Source organism: Ruegeria sp. HKCCSA071 (genome assembly GCF_017872555.1).
Lineage (GTDB): Bacteria > Pseudomonadota > Alphaproteobacteria > Rhodobacterales > Rhodobacteraceae > Ruegeria.
Genome location: NZ_JAEDOX010000008.1, coordinates 39,759 through 61,321, shown reverse-complemented (window position 1 = coordinate 61,321; position 21,563 = coordinate 39,759). Strand labels below are relative to the sequence as shown.

Below are 21,563 nucleotides of genomic sequence, written 5' to 3'. Positions count from 1 at the left end.
GTTCACATATCCCGGACGCGGTTGCTCTGCTGCGCTAAACGCATGGTCTCGTGCTCTTCCATATCCAGTATCGCCTGAAAGAGTTCGCGTGCCTCGGGTATCTCGGCACGCCCGTGCAAATACCGATATAAGTCGATCACCTGATTGTGAAGATCGAAGACCGCTTCGCAGATCTCATCGACGCTCATCTGTGCGAACGGCCTGTCGCAGGCGCGATGTGGGTCGATCGGCTCATTGCCCAAATAGTCATATACCCAGGTGTTGAGCGCTTTGGGATCGGCTCGTTTCACGAAACCATCGACGATTTTCTCCAGAGCAGCCTCATGATCGGCGAGGTAGGTAAGCAACATCCTGGCCAGCTCCTGCTCTGACTGTGTCGAACAGTGGGCCAAACATTCGGCGAGCCAATGATGCATTTCCCGCGTCCAGACAATTAGATCAGAAAACGTTTCAACTTTCATGGTCTCAACCTCCTAAAGATCGGCATGCGATAGCCTAAACCGGAATTTTCCAGATGGCTCACTGGGCATCAGCGCGAAGTCGGCGCCGGCCCGATCCACGCCGGGCTGCGGGAATCAACCCCCCAGTTCCAGCAATGCCCGGTCGATTGCCACCTTGCGCGGATCCCCCTGCGGCAGGTCATCCGCCAGATCCCTTGCCCTGCCATAGGCGTTCCGGGCGCCGTCGGTCTCGCCCAGCACCGAATAGGCGTTGCCCAGCCGCATCCAGCCGTCCAGATCGCCTGGGTTTTCCTGCATCCGGCTCGCAAGCCGTTCGACCATCGAGCGGATGAAGGCCTGCCGGTCTTCGTCTGACATCTCCTCGGCCGCCGCCACCTGATCGGCAGTTGGGCCGGGCATGGAAGGGGCAAAAGCCGCCAGATTCACCGGAGCCCGTCCGATCGACGGGGCGATGCGGTTAAGCTGGGCCACAAAACTCTCCATCCATGGCCGGAACTCCTCTTCGGCGTCCATCCGCGTCTTCAGTAGGTCATAGGCCTTATCAGGCGATCCAGCCTGCTCCAGACCAATGGCTTTGTAGAATGTCGCTGCTGGGTTCGATGGGTCCAGTTCCAAGGCTCGTTCAAACGCCCGATCGGCCTTGGGCGTAACGACACCGTCATCGGCATAGACCAACGCCTCGCCATATTGCGACACCAGCGCTGAATTCGCATTGGGTCGGTCCAGCAACCCCTCGAACGCGTCTGCGGCATCTCCAAAGCGTCCCATACGCATATAGGTCTGAGCCAACAACACCCATCCCTCGGTTGGCCCGCCGGTTTCATCCGCCTCAAGCCGCGACTTCAGGCGCACGGCAAGGTCGGCGATTTCACGGGCTTCGGCCTGCTCCCCCTCGCGTTGGGCAAATGGCTGGCTGGGGATGTAGGGACTACCCAGTTGCCAATAAAGACCGGCTCCGAGCGCTGGAACTACCAGCGCGGCAAGTAAAATCAGCGCACGCCCGGAATGGCCCATTATCGCTTTGTCGTCCGATTGCCGGTCAATCGCCTTCAGGCGACGTTCTATCTCGGCTCTGGCGGCCTTGGCCTCTTCGGCTGAGATAATTCCTCGTTCCAGGTCCTTCTCCACTTCGCCGATCTGGTCGGAAAAGATGGCAGAGGCGCTTTCGCGTCTCGACAAGTCCGAGGTCTTGCGCCCCAGGCCGGAGAGGGCGAGCGTCAGAAACACCGCCACGGCCATGAATGAAAAGATAATCCAGATCATGCGTGCGGCTCCGTGAGTGAATGGTTTTCGGGATTCCGTTCTTCGCTCGCGCCGCGTTCCGTCTCTTGTTTTCGCGACTTCCGATATCGGCGCGCATTTTGGGTCAATACCGCTGCAGTCGCGATACCACCCAGCCCCAGGATGACGATAGGCGCAACCCACAGAATGTAAGTTGATGGCTTCCATGGCGGGTTGAACAGAACATAGTCGCCATAACGCGCAACCAGAAAGTCCATAACCTGCTGGTCCGTGTCGCCTGCCACCAGCCGTTCGCGCACAAGCAGACGAAGGTCGCGCGCCACGCCAGCGTTAGAACTGTCGATGTCTTGGTTCTGGCACACCACGCATCGCACCTGTTTCGAAATCGCCCGGGCCCGCTCTTCCAATACCGGATCTGCAAGTATCTCGTCGGGCTCAACCGCGAATGCCGGCTGCGACACCAGCATCGCCAGAGTGACCGCGGTAATTACAATGCGACGTATCATGACGCCTCTCCTCCGGCCGCCCGCGCCTGATCCAGCGCGGTGCGCATCTTTGAAATTGCCTCGTCGCCCAGCACCGGGCCGACAAAACGGAATACGACCTTGCCCGCGCCATCAATCACAAAGGTCTCCGGCACGCCGGAAATCCCCCATTCGATCCCGGCTCGGCCGTCCAGGTCGGAACCGATGCGCTCATAAGGGTTGCCCAGATCGTCGAGCCATTTCCGCGCGTCCTGCGGCTTGTCTTTGTAGTTAATGCCCATCAGGCGAATGCCCTCATCGCGTACCATACGCGTCAGCACCGCATGTTCGGCCCGGCAGGGCACGCACCAGGACGCAAACACGTTGACCACGATCGGAGCTGACCCGTCATTTTCCACCAGATCGGTACTGGACAGCCCGTGGGTATCCAGCCCTTCGACCGGCGGCAAGTCGAACTCAGGCACCGGCTGCGAGATCAAAACAGACGGGATTTCGTTTGGATCGCGATCGGGATTCAGTCCCCATAGCAGGAAGGCACCCAGGATGCCGGCAATCGTAATTGGGAACAGTGCAAATAGACGTTTCATTGCCCTACTCCGCCGCCACCGCAACGGAGCTCTGCCCAGTCCGTTTTCGTGGTGCACCGACGCGTAGACGCCGATCGGAGAGTGACAAGACACCACCAAATGCTAACAATCCTGAACCTATCCAGATCCAGACCACCAATGGCTCATACAAGATACGCAGGGTCCATTTGCTCTGTTCTGATTCCGCCGCCGGTTCCGATATTGAGGCGTAAAGGTCCCCTGCCAACGTCGTTCGAATTGCTGACTCGGTCGTACTGGTACCCGCCACGAGATAGGCCCTGCGCTCGGGTTGAAGCGTGGTGACATAAGCGCCATCGCGAAATACCGTCAGTGTGGCCGCGCGAGACAGATAGTTCGGACCGCGAAGCTGTTCCACACCGTCAAAACGCACGTCGAACCCTGCTATCTCAATCTGTGTTCCGGGCTCGGCAAAAGTCACGACCTCGGATTTCCAAGCGCTGGACCCGATAAAGCCGATCATACAGACAGCCAACCCCGCATGGGCCACGACCATGCCGTAATGAGAACGCGGTAGGCTGCGGGCCCGACGCAGGGACTCGGCCAACGGTGCCTCACCCAGCTTAATTCGGCTGGCCCACTCTGTCAGCACAGCGCCCAGCAACCAAACCGCAAGGCCGATCGACACTACCGCCAAGGCTGGGCCGCCGGTATCCAGATACCACACAAGCAACGCTACGAGCAGGCTAACCCCGGCCACCCATTTGAGCCGGGACAGAACACCGCGCAAATCCGCCCGCTTCCATGACAACAGCGGCCCAATCCCCATTACAACGACTAGAACCAGCATGATCGGCACGAAACTGGCGTTGTAATAAGGTGGTCCAACCGAAATCTTTTCACCTGTCACAGCCTCAAGCAAAAGCGGATAAAGCGTACCGAATAGAACCGTCGCCGTTGCGGTGGCCAGCAGCAGGTTGTTAATAAGCAAACCGGCCTCGCGGCTGATCGGGGCAAAAAGACCGCCGCCCTCCATCTCCGGTGCGCGTATGGCAAACAGCGTCAATGAACCACCGATCGCGACAGCCAACAGCGCCAAGATGTAAATGCCGCGTTCGGGATCGACCGAAAACGCATGGACCGATGTAAGCAAGCCTGAGCGGACAATGAATGTCCCCAACAAGGACAACGAGAAGGTCAAAACGGCCAGTAGGATCGTCCAACTTTTGAAGCTGCCGCGCTTTTCGGTCACAATGGCCGAATGGAACAGCGCTGTGCCAGCAAGCCAGGGCATAAACGAGACATTCTCGACCGGATCCCAGAACCACCAGCCGCCCCAACCCAGTTCGTAATAGGCCCACCAGCTGCCCAGAACGATACCAAGTGTCAGAAACACCCAGGCCGCCAATGTCCAGGGTCGGACCCACCGCGCCCATGCCGGATCGACCCGCCCCTCAATCAGGGCAGCCACGGCGAAAGAAAATACGATAGAGAAGCCGACGTAACCCAGGTATAGGAACGGCGGGTGCATAGCCAGGCCGACATCCTGCAACAGCGGATTTAAATCCTGACCATCCAGCGGTGCCGGAAACACCCGGTCAAACGGGTTCGAGGTGAACAGCATGAATGACAGGAACCCCGCGCTGATCCAGGCCTGCACTGCCAGAGTGCGCGCCTTGAGTTTCAGTGGGATGTTCCGAGCCAACAGAGACACACCCAGCCCGAAAATCACCAATATCAGAATCCACAACAGCAGCGACCCTTCGTGGCTACCCCAGGTCGCAGCCACCTTGAAAAGCATCGGTTTCAGCGAATGAGAATTGCTGGCCACATTTAGCACAGTGAAATCGCTGACCACGAAGGACCACATCAGAGCGGCGAAGGCGATAGCAACCAGCGCTGTCAGTAGGACCGAGGTCGCAGATGCCGATCGCATCCACATGACATTGTTCCGTGCTGCTCCAATCAAGGGAAATACGCTTTGCACCAAGGACACGGCCAGGGCAAGCGCCAGGGCGAACTGCCCGATTTCCGGTATCATTCCAATCCCTCCGGATTTCCGGTTTTGCGGCCTTGTCCGACAATCCAGCGCTGGAGGGTCAAGCGCATTATTGCCGCACCCCCTTCGGCTGATGCATGCTTGACGAGCGCAAATCTGGCCGGCGGCCTTGACCTTCCAGCGCTGGAGACCCCCACCATTTCGACTTCACCGATGGACGTACCGAACACTTTGTTTTCAGGGCAGGGACTCAGGAAACAAACGAACACGAGGGCATCATGACACGGAGCAACAGCAAGATTACGTGCGTCTGGCAACGCCTCCAGGCTGTAATACTGGCTGGGGGGCTGAGCCTTGGGTCAACTGCCATGGCCCAACCGGAAACCCGTCCGGCTGACAACGTGGCGATGAACCCGCAAGCCTCCAGCAACATGTCAGGTATGGGAAGCATGTCCAGGATGATGCGCCCCGACGCGGTGCCGCCAACGGGTGTCGTTGGCGGTATGCATCCACCCGAGGGTGTTTTGATGCCTGTGTTCTCTTACATGAACATGGAGATGGACGGAAATCGTACCGGAACGCAGTCGCTGTCTACCTCGAACGTTCTGTCGCAGTATCCGATCGCGCCGCTCAGCATGAGCATGAACATGGCGATGGTCGGCCTGATGTACGGTGTGACCGACGAGATCTCGGTGATGGCGATGCTGCCCTATACCCGCAAGACGATGAAGCACCAGACCCGCATGGGCCAGACCTTTAAGACCAGGGCACAGGGGTTTGGCGATCTGAAGATCATCGGCGGATATGATATCTACAAATCCGACGGGCAGGTGCTGGAACTATCTCTTGGCCTCAGTCTGCCGACTGGCTCGATAGACGAGACCGACACCACGCCAGCTGGGCCGGACCAGCTGCTGCCCTACCCCATGCAACTGGGTTCAGGCACCTACGACCTGCTGCCGGGCGTCACCTATACGGGCCAGAACGCGGATTGGTCTTGGGGCGCCCAGCTGGCCGCCGTGATCCGGATGGGTGAGAATGATGCCGGTTACACCTTGGGTGACGTCTATTCAGCAACAGTTTGGGGTGCACGGCGCTGGAATGACCAGTTCAGCTCCTCGTTGCGGGTGGTCGGCGACATCGTGGAAAACATTGACGGGTCGGATGCGCGCCTGAACCCAGGCATGGTGCCCACCGCTGATCCGACCCTGCGCGGCGGCCAGTTTCTGAGTATCGGAATCGGAGTGAATTACCTTGTGCCGGGGTCGGGCGTTTTGGCGGGCACGCGCCTGGGTATCGAGGGCGTGATCCCTGTGTATCAAGATCTGGATGGGCCCCAGCTTGAACGCGATTACGCAGTCTCCTTCGCGATACGCAGGGCGTTCTGACCCTTCAGCCCCAAACCGACTGTAAACGGACAATCAGCGCCGCCGCGGTGGTCAGAACGACCACTGACACCGCCATCAGTAGCAGGGCCAATGTCACAGGTCCGCCGCGCCCAGGTACGCGACGTGCCAGTTGGGCTGCAAATCCAGTACCGTGGGCGATCTGGCTCTGAACGACGGATAGGTATAGCGGCAGCGCTCCGACCAGCGTGGCGTACAGGTAAACGCCTGAGATGTTCTCGAAGTAGGCGGAGCGTACCAGCGTCGGACCGACTACCCGCAACGCCACTACGGGATCACCGCCGAAAGACCCGAACCAGTCTGCCGAAAGCGCGTAGATCAGCGCGTGCAGCGCGATGAACAGGACGGCCCGTAGCAGCAGGTCAATTAGCAGATACCGGGCCGGGATGGCCCCCCTGCCCCGCGCCCTTACCCCAACGGCGAAAAGAAAAAAGCTGAGATAATTTAAAAGGAAAACGACCGGCAACCCATTCGTCACCACCTGACGCAAAAACCGAACAAACGCGGGACCACTGTTCAGGAGGTGCGTCGCAAAGCCCGGCGTGCGCAAAACGAAGATGGCCAACAGCGGAAACAACGCAAGGCAACTGACGATCAGCGTGTTTCTGGCAAACTTCCAGAAAGGCAATTCAGTGGCAAAATATCTGTTCATTTCATTTAGTTTGCCAACGGTTCCAGCGCAATGTCGATGCCAATTGGTTTACAGACCTGCGACAGAACCTCCGATTTTATTATTCCGCAAGCCCTCTACCTACTTTACGCGCAAAATCTGTTACTTTTGCTCGTTACTTTTGTTGCGCTATCAGTTTCAAGTTACACTCGATAAGTATCCCTTATCATGACTGATTGATTTCGCCGGAAAATGCGCGCAGAATGTGCCTCATGATGTCGCTTTTCCTTAACCACTGGACTCGTGACGGAATTGTTCCGTAACCCGTAGACCCCTGCCCTGCCCGACACCCTGTTTCCGAAGAATCTGATCTGCCCGCCGCCGCAGCGCTTTTGCAGTGACCGGTTGGCCTTGAGCCAACAAATCTGTGCGGGCTTGCGCAAGTGCCTCCGCCACGCGCTCTTTCAGCCCGTCGACGACAGAGACCCCGCGCGGCAACTTTGGAAGCACCATGGCCCTGTTTGCCGGTGCGACAGGGGCCCTGCCCTGGGTCGGAACCGCCTCGCGTACCGCCAAGACCGGCATATCGGCCAGCATGACGTTTTGTTCCGAGGCCGCGATTGCACAGGTTTCCAGGGCCGCCCGCCAGTCTCGAATAGATGTGCCTGCCGCGAGGTGATGTCCGTATTGTCCGGCCAACTGTCCCAGCGCGGCCCAATCCAAGGCCCCGGTCATCGCCCGGACCCGTGTCCGGTCGGGGTCCGACACGATCTTCACGATACGCCGATGGATCGAGGCCAGGCACGTCATTGCCCTGGGATCAACCGGATCAACCGGGGTGGCGCGATAGGGCGTGGCGCAGCAGGCACAACCGGTTGGCGGCAGGCCGGTCACAGGCAGGGGCTCCTGACATAGGCTGCACCCCCGCTCAAGCCACACGTGATGCGTCAGGCATACTGGACCGCCCATGCGCCAATGCAGCGGCCATAGCGGCGTGGTCGTGGCCAGGCACAGGGGGCAAAAGCGCCGGGTGCCATCAAACAGCCGGAACGGCCCGATCCTCCATGGAGCAGCTGTGACTTGAAGCCGATCCGCAAGCCTGGGCGCCGCCTCGACCCACGGCAACACCATCGCAGATAACCGCGCAACATCGATGCCAGTGCACCGAGCCAGCGCCTCCAGATGGGCGTGATCGGGACGATCACTATCCGTGGGGCCGTTTTGCAGCCCCATCCCCCGCCACATCCGCCGTTCCGTCCCAAAATAGAGCATCACCAGTTGACCCAGCCAGCCCGACAGGCTTTCTTCGGCCCGAGGTGTAGGAACAAATGGCAATCTGTCAGGCAAGGGCCTGCCATTCCCCCGCAGCAGCGGCTTCGAGGCCCTGTAACGTGATACGCTCTTCGCCCCCGACGGCTGTTGCCGCAGCCGTCGTCAGCAGATGAAACACATCCCCCGTGATACCCCCCGACAGGGCCACAAGCGCCCGCATCACAGCCCTGTCCTGCACCGGGCTTGGGGCGCGCAACGGCATTGCAGCCACGATGCTGCACACCAGATCCGCAAATGCCTCATTATCTCGCCAGACCCGCAGGCCATGCTTGTCAAACCGGCTGTCGACTTGAGTATCCAGCTTCAGAACATGCAGGGAGGCATCGGTGCCGAAGGCGATCACGGGCATTTCAAGCTCGTTGGCCAGAAACTTGATCAGGTTCAGCAGCGCCTGAACATCCCGAACCCCTGATGCCCCCACATGCTGGAACTCATCCAGCAGAAGCGCCGCCAGCTGCAGATGCCGCAACAGCCGAATGGCGGCAATCTCGATCTGGTCCAGCGTGTCCCGCGGGCGCGCAGGGGCGCCCAGCCGGTCCAGAAGATGTGCGTAAAACCGCCGCTCATCGGGTCGAGCCGGCAGTTGCATCGACACCAACGGACGCGGCCTGTCGCTTCCCGGCACCGTGAATCCATCCGCATGATCCCGTTCCAGTTTGCGCCGGATCAGGGTTTTGCCCATGCCGGACGGGCCATGGATCAACAGCGAGCGCATTCGTGACACCCTGGGCCGCTGCAGCAACTCCTCGACCCGCCGCACCGTCTGCATTGCCAGCGGGTAGCTCACCCAACGATCAGACCGGATAATCCGCCTGCGCTCCGCGTCGCCCAGAGCCGCCAGCGGGCGTATTGCGGGCGGTAAATGCGTGAAAGATGCTTTCATGTCCTCACCAGAGTTCGGAATCGTAGATTGTTGGTACATAATCCGGGTCTGGCACCTCAGCTTCAGCACCGGTTTCTGGTGCGTTCAGTCCCTCATGCGCATCGGCTCGGCGTTGCTCAGCCCGCCGCGCCGCCCGGCTCTTCCCGGCGGCAGCCGCCACCAGATGGCGGCCCGCTTCAATGGCGTCGAACACAGCGGCCTCATTTGCCGTCCCCTGCCCCGCCTCGCGCAACGCAGCAAGGGCCGCCCGGTGCTCCCAAAAGGTGATTGGTGGGCGATCCGCATGTTTGGTGGTTAACCGCTCCAACCGCCCTTCCGGCGTCTCAAGCCAGACACAGGACAAATCCCGGGGATCATAGCGCACCGGCAGTTTGCCGGGCTTTGACGCCGCCCAGACCGCCATTTCCGGATGCCAATAGGCGATATTGAACAGCTGCAGGCCGTCGCGGCGTGGTGTGCGGTATGCGAAGGGCAGGAAATCGAGCAACAACCGGTCCGGATCTTTTGGAGTTCTGGGCACCCACCCTGTAGCCTCGGCCGCTCTCCAGGCACTCAACGGCGTGCGTCCAAGCGCCGTATGTACCCGGTTGTGGTAGACACCGGTGATCCGGCCGGCGAGCCAGGTTTCCAGCTCAGCGCGCGTCATGACGGCCCGGGCTTCGCTGTCATACCCCCCCTTTTCGACCGGGTTGGAGAACGTCGTGCCCGGCAACAGATGGCATTCGGTCATCAATGTGCCCATCAAACGCTCGATATGGCCACCCCACCAGGGCGCACCCGGCGGGCGGAAATCCAGCGCCATACCGTATTGTTCACACCCCCGTTTCAGTGCAACAGCCCGAAACTCTGCCGCATTGTCGAGCTTGATCGTGTCAAAAAGCCCTGTACAGGGCCAAATATGTGCGAGATTGCGATCCGCCAGCCACTCCGCCTTGTCCCCGACGGCCTGTGCAATGGCCAGGGCGACCGACAGGCGGGACGGTGCGTCCAGGGAGACGACAAACCCCAATACCATGCGGGTGGCGACATCCAGTACCAGCGTCAGCCAGGGCCGGCCGATCGGTTTGCGCCGAACGTCATCGACCAGTTGGACATCAACAAGCGTATGATCAATCTGCACGACACTGAGGGGCATAGTGGCTTGGAGAGACCCCTTGGACGGTCCGACCTTTGACTGAGCAGCCCTATACCCCTCCCGTGCCCGCGTCAGTTTGACCTGATTCAGGCGTAAAGCACGGGATCTGACCGCCTTTAAACTCGGTGGCTTCAAACCCTGCGCTTTGCAAAGCCTCGAAATCTCTCGGTGTACGGCTGACAGGATCGGCTTTTGTCGCGACGCATAAAACCTTTCCAGCTGATCGGAGATGATGACCTCAACCGCATCTGAGAGCAAACGATGTCCCTTTGGGCGACCCCCTTTTGCGGGGACCAGCGACACCGTCCGAGGATCTTCGCAATACCTGTTGAGCAACCGGTACACCCAGGCCACGGAAAGGTTCAGACGCCGGGCCGCCCGTGCAACCTCGGCCCGGTTGCCCCGTCGCTGACTCAGGGGGCGTATTTCCCGCTCACGCCGCACGGCCTCCGCCCAACGGGCTTCGTCAATCGCCTCAACACCACCCATTTGTCTCCGCCGCGCTGAAATCTTCCATTTTGTAAACAAGTATTGGCACAAATCCAGTGTGAGTCTACACTTAAAGGACCAGCACAGCACAAGGCCAACCATGAAAAATGGTCAAAACAAGCAAGAGCAGTCTACAGGTTTGGGAAAATCGACAGCCATGAAGCCCCCTGCCCCATACCTCCCAGCCACCGCCCCTGCCCTGTCGCAGGCAGATCAGGAGGCGCTGACCGACCTTTATGTGCGCGGCACCCCCGCCAACACGCTGCGGGCTTATGAGCGCGACCTGCTCTATGTCACGGCATGGAAATCTGCCCGGTTCAGCGCCGCGCTGGACTGGCCCGAAAGTGAGGCCACGGCGCTGGCCTTCATCCTCGATCATGCGCGCGATCTGGGTGATGCGCCCGATAAGGATATTGCGCGTCAAACCGCGGAGGTGCTGATTGCGCAGGGGCTACGCAAATCGCTGGCCTGCCCGGCCCCGTCGACCCTGGACCGGCGCATTGCGTCCTGGCTGGCCTTCCACCGGATGAAGAACCTCGCCAGCCCCTTTGTTGCGCCGCAGGTGAAACAGGCCCGCGCCAAGGCAAGACGTGCTGCCGCACGGCCCCCGGCCCCGAAATCCGCCCATCCCATCACCCGCGATGTGCTGGAGCAGCTGCTGGCCACCTGCCGGGGCTCGCGCCGGGATTGCCGCGACCGGGCGATCCTGATGCTGGGCTGGGCCAGCGGCGGGCGCCGCCGGTCCGAGATCACCGGGTTGATGCGCGAAGACGTGTCGCTGAAGGAGTTCGACACATCCGGCGTCGCCTGGCTGTCGCTGCTGGAAACCAAGACCACGGCCAAGGGAGAGACGCCGCGCCTGATCCTGAAAGGCCGCGCCGCGCAGGCGCTGATGCATTGGATCGAGGGTGGCGGGATCGAGGGTGGCCCATTGTTCCGCCCCATCTCCAAGGCTGACCGGGTGTTGAACCGCCGCCTGACCCCGGATGCGATCTATCAGATTGTCAAACATCGTCTCAGGCTGGCCGGATTGCCCGAGGATTTCGCCTCGCCGCATGGATTGCGCTCGGGCTTTCTGACGCAAGCCGCGCTGGACGGTGCGCCGATCCAGGCCGCCATGCGCCTATCCTTGCATCGCTCCATGGCGCAGGCGCAGAAATATTACGACGATGTGGACATCGCGGATAACCCGGCGACTGATCTACTGGGGTGAGTACTTACTGACTATTTAAAAATCCCCGCTTGAGGGAAACTCCGGCTGCTGTGCCTATGTCTTGTTTCCTGTAGCATCTGTTAACGTGGCCAGCGTGGAAACATGTCGCGGCAGATCACAACGGGAATGCAGGATATCAACAATGATCACCGCGTCCGGCTGATCCAGATAAACCAGGAAATGCTCTCCTGCGCGCACATATCTGAGATCCGCCGCCTCTTCGACCAATATAGAACAACTGCGGCTGGCCACCCTGCCCTCTGTGATGGCCTGACAGCGCGCTATTAGTTCTTGTTCATAAAGATCGGCTTGATGCGATCCAAACTTGTCGATGGTCCATCGGGCAATTTCCACCAGGCTGGATTCAGCACGGCGTGTCAGTCGAAAGGGTCTGGTCACGCCTTGGATCGTTCCCTTGCAAAGGCACGACGGATCGCATCCGAACCGCTGCCTTCTGCCAAATCTCCGGCCTGAGCCTGCGCTACACCCTCCTGCAAGCCTTGTTTGAGAGACTCCAGCCCCGCTTCTTCCCGCTCCAAAAGCCGAAGGCCGGCGCGCAACGCTTCACTGGCGTTCTGATATCGACCGGACGCAACCAGATTCTGCACCAGTTGATCCTGCGATTCTGTAAGTACAACATTGCGGGTTACCATGGCGTAAGCCTCCATTTTGGCAATATATGCCAACGAGACCGTCGGTTCAACGATTGAGGAGCCCAAAATCACTAATTCGAGCAAGCTGGTTTTATAGACGCTAATGGGACGTGAACACACGGATCATGTCTGTGATCCCATATGAATCCAATGACGGTAGAGACTTGCGCCAAAAGCCGCGCCGCGCAAGCACAGCTGCACTGGATCGAGTACAGTTCCCTGTTCCGTCGCAACTTATAGGCGCACAATTCCCGAAACCCCGCCCTCACGGTATGCCATTTCTTGGGCAATTGGCGAGCGGCTGACTCTAGCCGGAATGTTCGCGTGTTTTGCCTCTGCGCACGGGCTGAGCTCGGTGTATCTGACCCAGATCGCCATGCCATTCTCACCGCATCGTACTCCCGTACTGGCGCAGAAGTATTGTTACGAAGTTGGTATCGCAGAAAACTTGATAACGAAATTGTTGGCGAGAGAATTTGACCAATCAGCTCAACTAGCTCCCTGCCCTTCCCAATTGCGCGATTTGCGCCAAAAGCCGTTCGGCCTTCACTCCAACTCCATGCTAGAGGCGTTCTACTCAAAGCGGAGCATAGGGAGGAGTTTTACAGGAATGCCTTCGCACGCCTACGTTAGAACTTCATCGACTGAAAGAATCCATGATCCCGCTCAACCGAGTTTACAACTGTAAACCACCCTGCTCTGATGCAAAGCGTATGTAGTCCTCCGCGTTGGAAAACCTACAATATAGGCGAAAATCCTTGACTTAGTGCAATGAATCACGGCTGTTTATCTCAAGTGGCGCAAAAATGACCACATTCTTTAATTTGAGGCAACTACATGATTCCCGTGACACCACTTGCGGCAGAAAGACCATCGGCACTCGCCACGGAAATATCTGAGAGATTAAACTCGGCTATCCGGGAACATCTACTTGCTGCATTTGCCCCCGACAACACCAAATCACTGCGAAATTTTGCAGCGCCAGAAGCTGCTGAACTCTTAGGAGTCTCAGGTCAATTCATGCGCAAAGTCCATGCAGAGGGAACGATTCCTGAACCGAATGACGTACGCAGCGGTAGGCGTTACTATACTGCCCAAGAACTTTGGGAGGCTCGCGAAACGCTTGAGAAAACCTCACGCAAAAAAGGGCGCTATGTCCCTCGCCGGACTGAAGGAGAAAAGCTCCAAGTCTGGCAGTTGATGAACTTCAAAGGCGGCAGCAGTAAGAGCACCACAACAATTCACTTGGCTCACTATTTTGCGCTTCGCGGTTACCGTGTACTGTCTGTTGATCTGGATCCTCAAGGCTCTCTTACATCCATGTGCGGCATAAGCCCGGAAATAGAGTTTGACGGGCTGACGATTTACGACGCTATTCGATATGAAGATCCGGTAGATATGGCGGACGTCGTGCTTCCGACATACTTCCCCGGTCTCTCTGTGGCTCCGTCACGGCTTGTTCTTTCCGAATTTGAGACAGAATCTGCCGTTCACTCCAATCCAGACCATCCGTTCTTTACAAGAATACGGAATGCCCTGGCCCAGGTGGAAGGCGATTTTGACCTTGTTCTGATTGATAGCCCACCTCAACTAGGATTCTTGACAATTGCTGGGATGGCGGCCGCCAGTTCATTGCTTGTGCCACTTACACCTTCGATGCTGGACGTGTCTTCGACGGCTCAATTTCTCGAACTCGCTGGTGCTTACATGGCAGTCATTGAAGATGCCGGCGCTACGCTCGAATACGACAACTTCAAATTCCTGATAACGCGTGACGAGCCAACAGACGTACCGTCCCAACAACTGGCTTCGTTCATGCGGGCACTGTTTCAGGATCGCGTTATGTCAGCTACAGCCCTCAAAAGCACCGCGGTCAGTGACGCCACAATGCTCAAACAATCAATTTACGAAGTCGTGCGGTCAGAAATGACACGCGCAACTTATGATCGGGCAAAGAACTCAATGGATGCGATCGGCTCTGAGGTAGAGCAAATGATCCATCAAGCATGGGGACGCAGCTAATGGCTAGAAAGTCGCTTCAGGAGATGTCGGGGATCGCAAACACCATCGCGCGCTCGAGCCCCAAGGCCATCGATAAAACTCCAAAACCCAATGCCCCTGCTCTTGGTGCGCTTCAGGGCTCTCTTGCCGCAATCAGGGAAATTGACCCTGCTTTGATCGACGATTGGGGCCCAGCCGATAGGCTTGGTGAGTTTACAGCTGTAAACACCGACGAAGATGACGATAGTTTTGAAAGCTTGATGTCGAGCATCCAAGACGGTGGCCAACAAGTTCCCATTCTTGTTAGAAAATCGAAATCCGACGGTCGATACGAGGCAATTTATGGGAGGAGGAGGCTCAAAGCCTGCCGTGAACTCGGTATTAAAGTTCGCGCCAATGTTCAGGATATCGACGATGCTTCAGCGCTTCTCGCCAAGGGGCTTGAGAATGCTGCGAGGCGCAATCTTTCCTTCTACGAGAAAGCACGTTTTGCCGAGGCGATCCTGACTTCCGGGCATGACACTGCAACGGTGCGGCAAGTATTGAACGTTTCGAAATCAGGGCTGTCTCACCTGACAAAAGTTACGCAACATGTTCCTGCAAAGATTGGTGACATGATCGGCGCAGCCCCAAAATCTGGCCGCCCAAAATGGACCGGGCTTGCAGAACACTTCGTTGCAGGCAAGCTGACGGAAGATGAAGCGGCCAATTTGCTTGCAACCATTGAGCCATCGATGTCGTCAGATGATCGGCTGGAAATGCTCCTTAAGGCAGCAGTCAAACGTGGTGCACGACAAAGAGAAGGTGCAGCCGAAGTAAGCCCAATTGAAGGCGTTACAATCAAATCCACCAACGGATCACTAACTGTTTCGGTCAAAAGAACCGGAGCTAACGCTGGCTTTGCTAGCTGGTTGGACAAAAACATGGCTGAAATCATCAAGCGCTCACACGCTGAGTTTACAGCTGTAAACACCGAGGAAAAGAACTGAGGACGAGCAGAAAGGAGGAAGGCAAACAAACAAAACCCCCGAAACCGGAGCTTCGAGGGCTGCTGCGCAAAGCGCAATTCTTAGATTAGACACCTAGAATCTAGCAGCACCCGAATCGCCACACAAGAAAAAACGCTCTTGAGCGAACGGGTAATTTTTGTCTGCCGATAGATAATCATGAAAACACTAACAGCATTGGCTCCAAATGGAGCAACCTTGTCGGTAACGACAGGGCAGGGGAGTAGTACGCCCAAAAAATGGATACTTCTTCGCGCCGTTGAAGAGGCCAGAGAACCTCTTGGGTTAAAATCCACAACTCTCAATGTCCTGAGAACGATGATTTCCTTTGTGGGCGGTGATCAGATTGCTCCGGACCAAGATGATCATCACATCTGCTTCGCTTCCAACGCGGCGATCGCCAAGCGAACTCATGTCAGCGTGCAGACAGTTGAGCGTCATATCTCAACGCTGGTTGAGCTTGGACTTATCCGCCGCGTAATGAGCGCAAACGGCAAGCGATGGGCGCGCCGGGATCGACAGGGCAGGGTGGTCACCGCAACTGGGCTCTCCTTGATGCCTTTGTCTGAACGGCACGCTGAGTTCATCCAGGAAGCCCAGAGGCATGCTGATCGAGTTCTGGAGTTCACTGTACTCCGCGACAAGGTTTCCGCCGCTCTGGCGCGCCTTAGGGACCTCGTAGCAAATGACACCGCGATCTCTGATTTGATGACCACCGTACGCAATGCTCTGCGTCGCAAACCAGATGCAAATATACTCAGCGAGCTGCTGGCAGAAATCTCTGTGGAAATCTCCGAGATAACACAGACTGATACAGAAAATTTGAGGGCCAGTGACAGTGAAATTGAGGGGCACAAAGAGGACTCTTTGAATCCCGAAGTTAAGAAAGAAAAACTTTCTCAGATTCAGGTTTCTCCAGACCAAATGGAGCGCAGTTTTCCACGGCTATGCGCAGAACTACGCTTTGCGAAAGATCAGCACCACTGTGATCGGCTTATGGATGATATCGCCGAGTATCTACGACTCGGCAAAACCTGGTATGCAATGAAATTAACGTTTGGCCCCGCTATTCGCTTTATCGTTCTCGGATACATCTTCCAACGTACTGAGAACATACAGTCTCCAGGGGCTTACCTGATTTCATTACTGGCCAAGATTGAAAAGGGAGAGCTATCTCCAAGCGCAATGCTGACGCGGACCTCCAATGCGTCGTAGGTTTTATGAAACAGGAAGAGATTTTCTGTCGTCAGCTTATCTTTCAAATCAATGTTTAGATTGAACGGTTCGGAAAGAGGTGAGCTATAGGATTGACCCCTATGGGTCAAAAAGTAATAAATAATGAGTTATAGACTGGAATCTTATACCTCATGATATGGAACTGGCAGAACCCTGATTGGCCGACTTTTCGTTACGATGCCTCGAGCCTCGAACCATACGAGCAACAGTTCCTGTTGTCCTCAGGGGAAGTTCTTGGAGCGGTTCATCATGTGAACACATCGGATCGAGATCAATTGCGTATCGACCTGCTAAGCGAAGAGGCAATGAAGACCAGTGCGATCGAAGGTGAGATGCTAGATCGGCTCAGCGTGCAATCTTCCTTGCGTCGCCATCTTGGACTGGCTCCCGACAGCTATCCATCCAAACCGCGCGAGCAAGGCGTTTCAGAAATGATGGTGGACGTTTATTCCAACTATTCGGTGCCACTGTCACATGACACCCTGTTTCGGTGGCATGACATGCTTCTGTCCCATGACAGGCATCTGGAAACGATTGGATCATACCGGAGCCATGAGGATGCAATGCAAATCGTCTCAGGCAGGCTCGACCGCCCAACGGTGCATTTCGAAGCGCCACCTTCTCATCAGATTCCAGCTGAAATGGACCAGTTCGTAACCTGGTTCAACCGCACCGCACCAGATGGTCCAGAACCTTTGCGCGCACTGATCCGGGCCGGTTTGAGCCATCTGTATTTCGAGAGCATTCACCCCTTTGAGGACGGCAATGGCCGGTTGGGTAGGGCGCTGGCTGAAAAGTCCCTGGCACAAAACATTGGTCAGCCAAGTCTGATTGCACTTGCTTTCACGATCGAGCGAGAGCGGAAGGCATACTACGACCAACTCGAACGTCATCAAAAGACGCTAGACGTTACACCTTGGCTTATCTGGTTTGCCGAGACCGTTCTTACAGCGCAGCGGGTGACTCTTGATCGGGTTGGTTTCTTCATTGCTAAGACGCATTTCTATGACCGGTATCGTGATCAGTTCAACGCCCGGCAAAGCAAAGTAATCGCACGTTTGTTCAAAGCTGGACCGGAAGGGTTCAAAGGCGGATTAAGTGCTGAGAACTATATCTCGATCACGGGAACATCGCGCGCCACGGCGACGCGGGATCTGCAGGACCTGGTCGAGAAGGGCGCTCTGACCCGAACAGGTGAACTCCGGTACACTCGCTATTGGTTAAAGCTAGATCGGGACGGGTAGGGGGCTGAAATACGGCACGAAGGGCGGGTGAGCGGCGCGGAAATGTGCCCGCGCTTTCAATTGGTCGGACTCTGAATTTCAATCAGTCGAAGAGGCGAACTAGGAGTTTCTCGAGTTCTTCCCTTTGCTCGACGTGCTTTTTTGGGTTGTCCCGGATCAGGCGCTCCAGATTGAGAAGCTTCCAACGCACGGCGGGAAGATTGGCGGCCTGCGGTCGATCTATTGCGGCGAAATCCGGCGCGCCATCCTGCAGGCTGAGCAAAAATTGTCTGGTGGGTTTGTCGAAGCGAGACTGGATATCCGCAATCAGTTGGTTGCGCGTCGCCAGCAGGTCATCCAGGCCGACGGGCGACTTGGTCATGCCCTCGAACTCACGCACATAAGGTTGATCAAGGGCAATCAGGTTGGGATTCAGCAATTCGTGTGCCGGACGTGCCGAACAGGCAATGTAGATCAGGAAAGTCCGGAACAGATCATCCGTCAGTCCTTCATGTTCGTAGAGAAGTTTTACGTCATGAAGATCGCGTGGATGCTGGCGATCCACGGCTGCGTGAAGCTTACCGCCGAACAAATCTTCGAATGAGACGATCTGCATTTCTGCATAGCCAAACGCGTCTGCTACGGCGTCGGAGACCGCCCGGGTTTCGGGATCGTGAACAACGCCGCGCGTGACTGGGGAGGTCTCGATTTTGACTTCTGCACCTTCCAGACGCGCAAGCACGCGGGTGGCGCCGCCTCCACCTCCTTTTATTCTCTGAGCCTTGGCCCGTTGATGCCCTTTTCGATCGACTTAGCGATACGATCCATGGCTTCGTTGATCTCGGCGAGGCTCTGTTCACGCTCTTTGATCGGCAGATATGTCAGGTCGATATCAACCGAGAGTCGCGGTAGATCGCGATAGAATAGGTTGATTGCTGTCCCGCCCTTGAGCGCGAATATCTCTTCCTGCGCGACGTAAGGCAATACACGCACGAGAAAGGCGACCTGGGATTCATAATTCCTACGCGCCATTTTCTGCCCCTGTCGTGACGAACTCTTCGGGTACCATGATGCGATATCGCGGATGTATCCGGCCACCTTTGACCAATGCTCGATCCCCTGTCCCGAGGTTGAAGGCGTCAGCATCAAGTCGTTTGCGCCAGGGGTGATTGTGACGATCCGCAAAAACGAAGAAGAGGCGCCTGACCTTTATTTTCTTGCAGCTCAGCAAAAGTGCCGAGAGCAACTTAGGTCGTAGCGTCGTCAAGCCCTCGAACACCATGTCGAGGTTGTGAAAACTCTCATGGTCTGGCAATTCATCCATCGCTTCCATGACCGCCCGTTCGGGGACCGACATGCGCAGTTGCCAATCCCACGGGAGGGAGTTTTCCGATTTTGTATCGTCATTTGTAAGGCCAAGTGCCTGGTCAGCGAACAGCGATGTGTTTCGCGTTTCGATACGTGCGTTGAGTGGCAGCTTAATGAGCCAGTTGGGTATTTTGTAGCCATAGATCCAGACGGGGGCGTTGTTGCCCAAACGCAGGTAGTGGTCATAACCCTGTTGTGAGAGAGCGGTTTTGCCGCCGACATGAACGTCATAGCCCATGATGTGTTGCATCGAGATCAGGCAGGCCTTCCAGTCAACGGTGTTTGATGCGTGCGGATTGGGAACAGGTCGGCGGAAAACGCCGCGGTGAACGCGTTCGAGCCAGCCCCGTTTTACATAGTCGCGAAAGGTTTCGTAGGCTATGCCATGGGCGGTGAGCCAGTTGGCATCGACGAGATATCCCGCGGGCACCGAGTCGAGAACTTTCTTCAGATTTTGCGATCTTCCAGCGTTCATGACGCCCTAAATCATATAATTTCAAAGAGAAGGCAAGAGGATTTCTTTGAGAAGTACATTTTTAAAGCGTCTATAGCGCTGAAAATAACACATTATTAAAACCACAGCGCCACGCGGAAACCCATCGGAATACCCGGGATAAATGGAAGATTCCGGCGCCAAGGGCGGGAAGCAGAAGTTCGCTGCGAGTGCAAAGATTATCTCATCGGGAGCCAAGAGCAGACCTTTGTCTGTCCATCACACACCCATTCGGTATCGATGAACTTTGTTTTGATCTCGTCTGGAGGTTCGTCCACTTCACAACCAACGCACCTCCTCCTTGGAAGCGCATGCCTCTAAACGAATTATTACAAACCCTATAGAAAATCGTCAGGGCTTGGCGGGTCCTGACCAACCTGCAGCTATCATTGCACTGATCAGCTCTTGAACTGGCTGTGGATCTACAAATACCCGAGCCTTTAGTGTCTCGAGGGGGAAACTTGGCCAAGTGTCCGAATATACTTTGGCAAGCTGCTGTGCCTCAGCTTGTTCTCCGTTCCTCCAGTGGGCTGCCATAAGATAAGCTGCGGAAATTGGTCCGAACGGCCCACCGCGAGATATTGTTTCATCAAACGTTCGGATTGCGGCGGCATAATCTCCTGTGTGGAACTGAGCCGCACCCAATGCATTGTCAAAAACAAGCCCCCCGCCGTTTTGGGCAAGAGTTTTATATCTCACTGATTGCGACAGAACCCGATCAAAATCGGATGTATAAAGGGAAATCAGGGCGTCGAATTCAGCAATATGTAAATCATCTGGCGCCAAGTCTACAGCCTTTTGGGATAATCCAACCGCGCTGTCATAGTTGCCCACCCCAAATTCAAACCAGGCACGCGCCGAAAGTGGCCATGCTGCATCCGGAGCCATTTCCAAAGCATAAGCACTATTCTTGTCGGCCGCGTGTAAAAACTCATCTGCACTGGAATCGCCAGATTTCATGATGGCGAACATGGTTTCGACCTGAGAAGCGCCAGCATACCCCCCGTAGTAAAACGGGTCTCGTTCAATTGCTGTTTGGAATATCAACAACGCAGGTTGAAGGCGTGCCAAATCTGTTACCGGGAAAATCAAATCCCGGCCTGCGTTGCTTAGGTTCATTGCTTCGACGCGGGCTGGCGACACGTCGTAGATCGCAGTTTTGCCAGTTTTTGGAGCAACAGATTGCGAACTGCGGCCGATCAGAACACCGGCTAGAATACCGGCTATTAGAATTGAAAGCGAGATAACGACGACGGTAGCCCGTCGCCTTGCGCGTAAGCTTGGTCTGCTTCGATCGGAGCCCGACAAAAATTGGGGTGCGTAACTTCCGACAGGCAATGAGATTACCAGTTCGTCAGCGGCCCCATTACTTTCATAATAAGCCTGGAGCTTTCGCCTAACACGTCCGGCATCCACACGTACGACACCTTCGCGTTTCAATAGCTCATCCGCCTCGTAGCCATAAATATCCATTGCAATGGTCTTGGCGCGTATCTCGTCGGAACGACCCTCCAGTGTTTCTGTCACAACGTAAGATAGGAATGATCGCATACGGGCGGATCCTCTGAATTCATCCGACCCCAGAACCTTATTCAACGCAACACGCACCTGCTCGCTCGAGAAGTGTTGAGTACCAGTCTGATCCTGATTTCCCACGCTGACGTTCAAAAACTATCCTTTCACAATAAGGGTTTGACGTCATGTTGTTACCGTAGCATGCGGCTTGAAACGTGCAATACATATTCTGTTGGATGCATGCTTAAAGAATGAATGCCTAGTGGG

Annotated in this window: 19 protein-coding genes and 1 pseudogene; 6 read left to right on the top strand and 14 right to left on the bottom strand. The window is 56.4% G+C overall.

What is annotated here, in order from left to right; all coding sequences use genetic code 11:
* Window positions 1-2: 2 nt before the first annotated feature.
* The 5 genes from I9188_RS14630 to I9188_RS14610 all read right to left on the bottom strand — a co-directional run bounded on the left by I9188_RS14630 (window position 3) and on the right by I9188_RS14610 (window position 4,774).
* On the bottom strand, window positions 3-461 hold the full coding sequence (locus tag I9188_RS14630; protein ID WP_170417881.1) for an ATPase: 459 nt from the start codon (window positions 459-461) through the stop codon (window positions 3-5).
* A gap of 114 nt (window positions 462-575) precedes the next feature.
* Complete coding sequence (gene ccmI, locus I9188_RS14625; protein WP_170417878.1) at window positions 576-1,724, bottom strand: c-type cytochrome biogenesis protein CcmI; 1,149 nt, start codon at window positions 1,722-1,724, stop codon at window positions 576-578.
* Window positions 1,721-2,170, bottom strand: a complete 450-nt coding sequence (locus I9188_RS14620) for a cytochrome c-type biogenesis protein (protein WP_237215943.1) — start codon at window positions 2,168-2,170, stop codon at window positions 1,721-1,723. Before I9188_RS14620 ends, ccmI begins: the two co-directional genes overlap by 4 nt.
* A gap of 35 nt (window positions 2,171-2,205) precedes the next feature.
* Window positions 2,206-2,775 (bottom strand): DsbE family thiol:disulfide interchange protein, encoded by a 570-nt coding sequence (locus I9188_RS14615; RefSeq protein WP_170417873.1) that lies wholly within the window; start codon window positions 2,773-2,775, stop codon window positions 2,206-2,208.
* Between the two features lie 4 nt (window positions 2,776-2,779).
* A complete protein-coding gene (locus I9188_RS14610; protein WP_170417870.1) occupies window positions 2,780-4,774 on the bottom strand; it encodes a heme lyase CcmF/NrfE family subunit in 1,995 nt (664 codons plus the stop codon).
* 236 nt (window positions 4,775-5,010) lie between these two features.
* On the opposite strand from I9188_RS14610, the gene I9188_RS14605 reads away from it, so the two are divergent.
* On the top strand, window positions 5,011-6,120 hold the full coding sequence (locus tag I9188_RS14605) for a transporter (RefSeq protein ID WP_170417865.1): 1,110 nt from the start codon (window positions 5,011-5,013) through the stop codon (window positions 6,118-6,120).
* Between the two features lie 4 nt (window positions 6,121-6,124).
* Here I9188_RS14605 and I9188_RS14600 read toward each other — a convergent pair whose 3' ends face one another.
* The 4 genes from I9188_RS14600 to I9188_RS14585 all read right to left on the bottom strand — a co-directional run bounded on the left by I9188_RS14600 (window position 6,125) and on the right by I9188_RS14585 (window position 10,098).
* Window positions 6,125-6,790 (bottom strand): hypothetical protein, encoded by a 666-nt coding sequence (locus I9188_RS14600; RefSeq protein WP_050605729.1) that lies wholly within the window; start codon window positions 6,788-6,790, stop codon window positions 6,125-6,127.
* Between the two features lie 246 nt (window positions 6,791-7,036).
* Window positions 7,037-8,095 (bottom strand): TniQ family protein, encoded by a 1,059-nt coding sequence (locus tag I9188_RS14595; RefSeq protein ID WP_209599664.1) that lies wholly within the window; start codon window positions 8,093-8,095, stop codon window positions 7,037-7,039.
* Window positions 8,088-8,963 carry a TniB family NTP-binding protein gene (locus tag I9188_RS14590; RefSeq protein WP_209599663.1) on the bottom strand — a complete coding sequence of 292 codons (876 nt, stop codon included), beginning with the start codon at window positions 8,961-8,963 and terminating at the stop codon, window positions 8,088-8,090. The genes I9188_RS14595 and I9188_RS14590 overlap by 8 nt, the downstream gene beginning before the upstream one ends.
* Window positions 8,964-8,967: 4 nt before the next feature.
* Window positions 8,968-10,098: a Mu transposase C-terminal domain-containing protein gene (locus I9188_RS14585; protein ID WP_209599662.1), complete on the bottom strand. Its 1,131-nt coding sequence runs from the start codon at window positions 10,096-10,098 to the stop codon at window positions 8,968-8,970.
* 646 nt (window positions 10,099-10,744) lie between these two features.
* Here I9188_RS14585 and I9188_RS14580 point away from each other — a divergent pair.
* Window positions 10,745-11,800, top strand: a complete 1,056-nt coding sequence (locus I9188_RS14580; RefSeq protein ID WP_152460796.1) for a tyrosine-type recombinase/integrase — start codon at window positions 10,745-10,747, stop codon at window positions 11,798-11,800.
* A 54-nt stretch (window positions 11,801-11,854) separates the two neighbouring features.
* Here I9188_RS14580 and I9188_RS14575 read toward each other — a convergent pair whose 3' ends face one another.
* Window positions 11,855-12,199 (bottom strand): type II toxin-antitoxin system RelE/ParE family toxin, encoded by a 345-nt coding sequence (locus I9188_RS14575; RefSeq protein WP_152460797.1) that lies wholly within the window; start codon window positions 12,197-12,199, stop codon window positions 11,855-11,857.
* The gene (locus tag I9188_RS14570) at window positions 12,196-12,453 is read right to left on the bottom strand and encodes a type II toxin-antitoxin system ParD family antitoxin (protein ID WP_209599673.1); all 258 of its coding nucleotides are present in this window, start codon (window positions 12,451-12,453) and stop codon (window positions 12,196-12,198) included. The genes I9188_RS14575 and I9188_RS14570 overlap by 4 nt, the downstream gene beginning before the upstream one ends.
* Before the next feature lie 837 nt (window positions 12,454-13,290).
* Between I9188_RS14570 and repA the strand changes: the two genes are divergently transcribed.
* From repA to I9188_RS14550, 4 genes are all read left to right on the top strand, one after another.
* Window positions 13,291-14,475, top strand: coding sequence for a plasmid partitioning protein RepA (repA, locus tag I9188_RS14565; RefSeq protein WP_152460799.1), 1,185 nt, complete (start codon window positions 13,291-13,293; stop codon window positions 14,473-14,475).
* Entirely contained in the window at window positions 14,475-15,443 is a 969-nt protein-coding gene (gene repB, locus I9188_RS14560) for a plasmid partitioning protein RepB (RefSeq protein WP_152460800.1), read from the top strand. Before repA ends, repB begins: the two co-directional genes overlap by 1 nt.
* A 177-nt stretch (window positions 15,444-15,620) precedes the next feature.
* The gene (locus I9188_RS14555; RefSeq protein WP_152460801.1) at window positions 15,621-16,676 is read left to right on the top strand and encodes a helix-turn-helix domain-containing protein; all 1,056 of its coding nucleotides are present in this window, start codon (window positions 15,621-15,623) and stop codon (window positions 16,674-16,676) included.
* Between the two features lie 152 nt (window positions 16,677-16,828).
* Window positions 16,829-17,941: a Fic family protein gene (locus tag I9188_RS14550; RefSeq protein WP_152460802.1), complete on the top strand. Its 1,113-nt coding sequence runs from the start codon at window positions 16,829-16,831 to the stop codon at window positions 17,939-17,941.
* Between the two features lie 82 nt (window positions 17,942-18,023).
* On the opposite strand, the pseudogene I9188_RS14545 reads toward I9188_RS14550, so the two are convergent.
* The 3 genes and pseudogenes from I9188_RS14545 to I9188_RS14535 all read right to left on the bottom strand — a co-directional run bounded on the left by I9188_RS14545 (window position 18,024) and on the right by I9188_RS14535 (window position 21,449).
* Window positions 18,024-18,952 (bottom strand): annotated as a pseudogene (locus tag I9188_RS14545) (nucleotidyl transferase AbiEii/AbiGii toxin family protein).
* Window positions 18,942-19,763: a type IV toxin-antitoxin system AbiEi family antitoxin domain-containing protein gene (locus I9188_RS14540; RefSeq protein WP_152460803.1), complete on the bottom strand. Its 822-nt coding sequence runs from the start codon at window positions 19,761-19,763 to the stop codon at window positions 18,942-18,944. Before I9188_RS14540 ends, I9188_RS14545 begins: the two are co-directional and overlap by 11 nt.
* A gap of 369 nt (window positions 19,764-20,132) precedes the next feature.
* Complete coding sequence (locus I9188_RS14535) at window positions 20,133-21,449, bottom strand: adenylate cyclase (protein WP_245223725.1); 1,317 nt, start codon at window positions 21,447-21,449, stop codon at window positions 20,133-20,135.
* Between the last annotated feature and the right edge of the window lie 114 nt (window positions 21,450-21,563).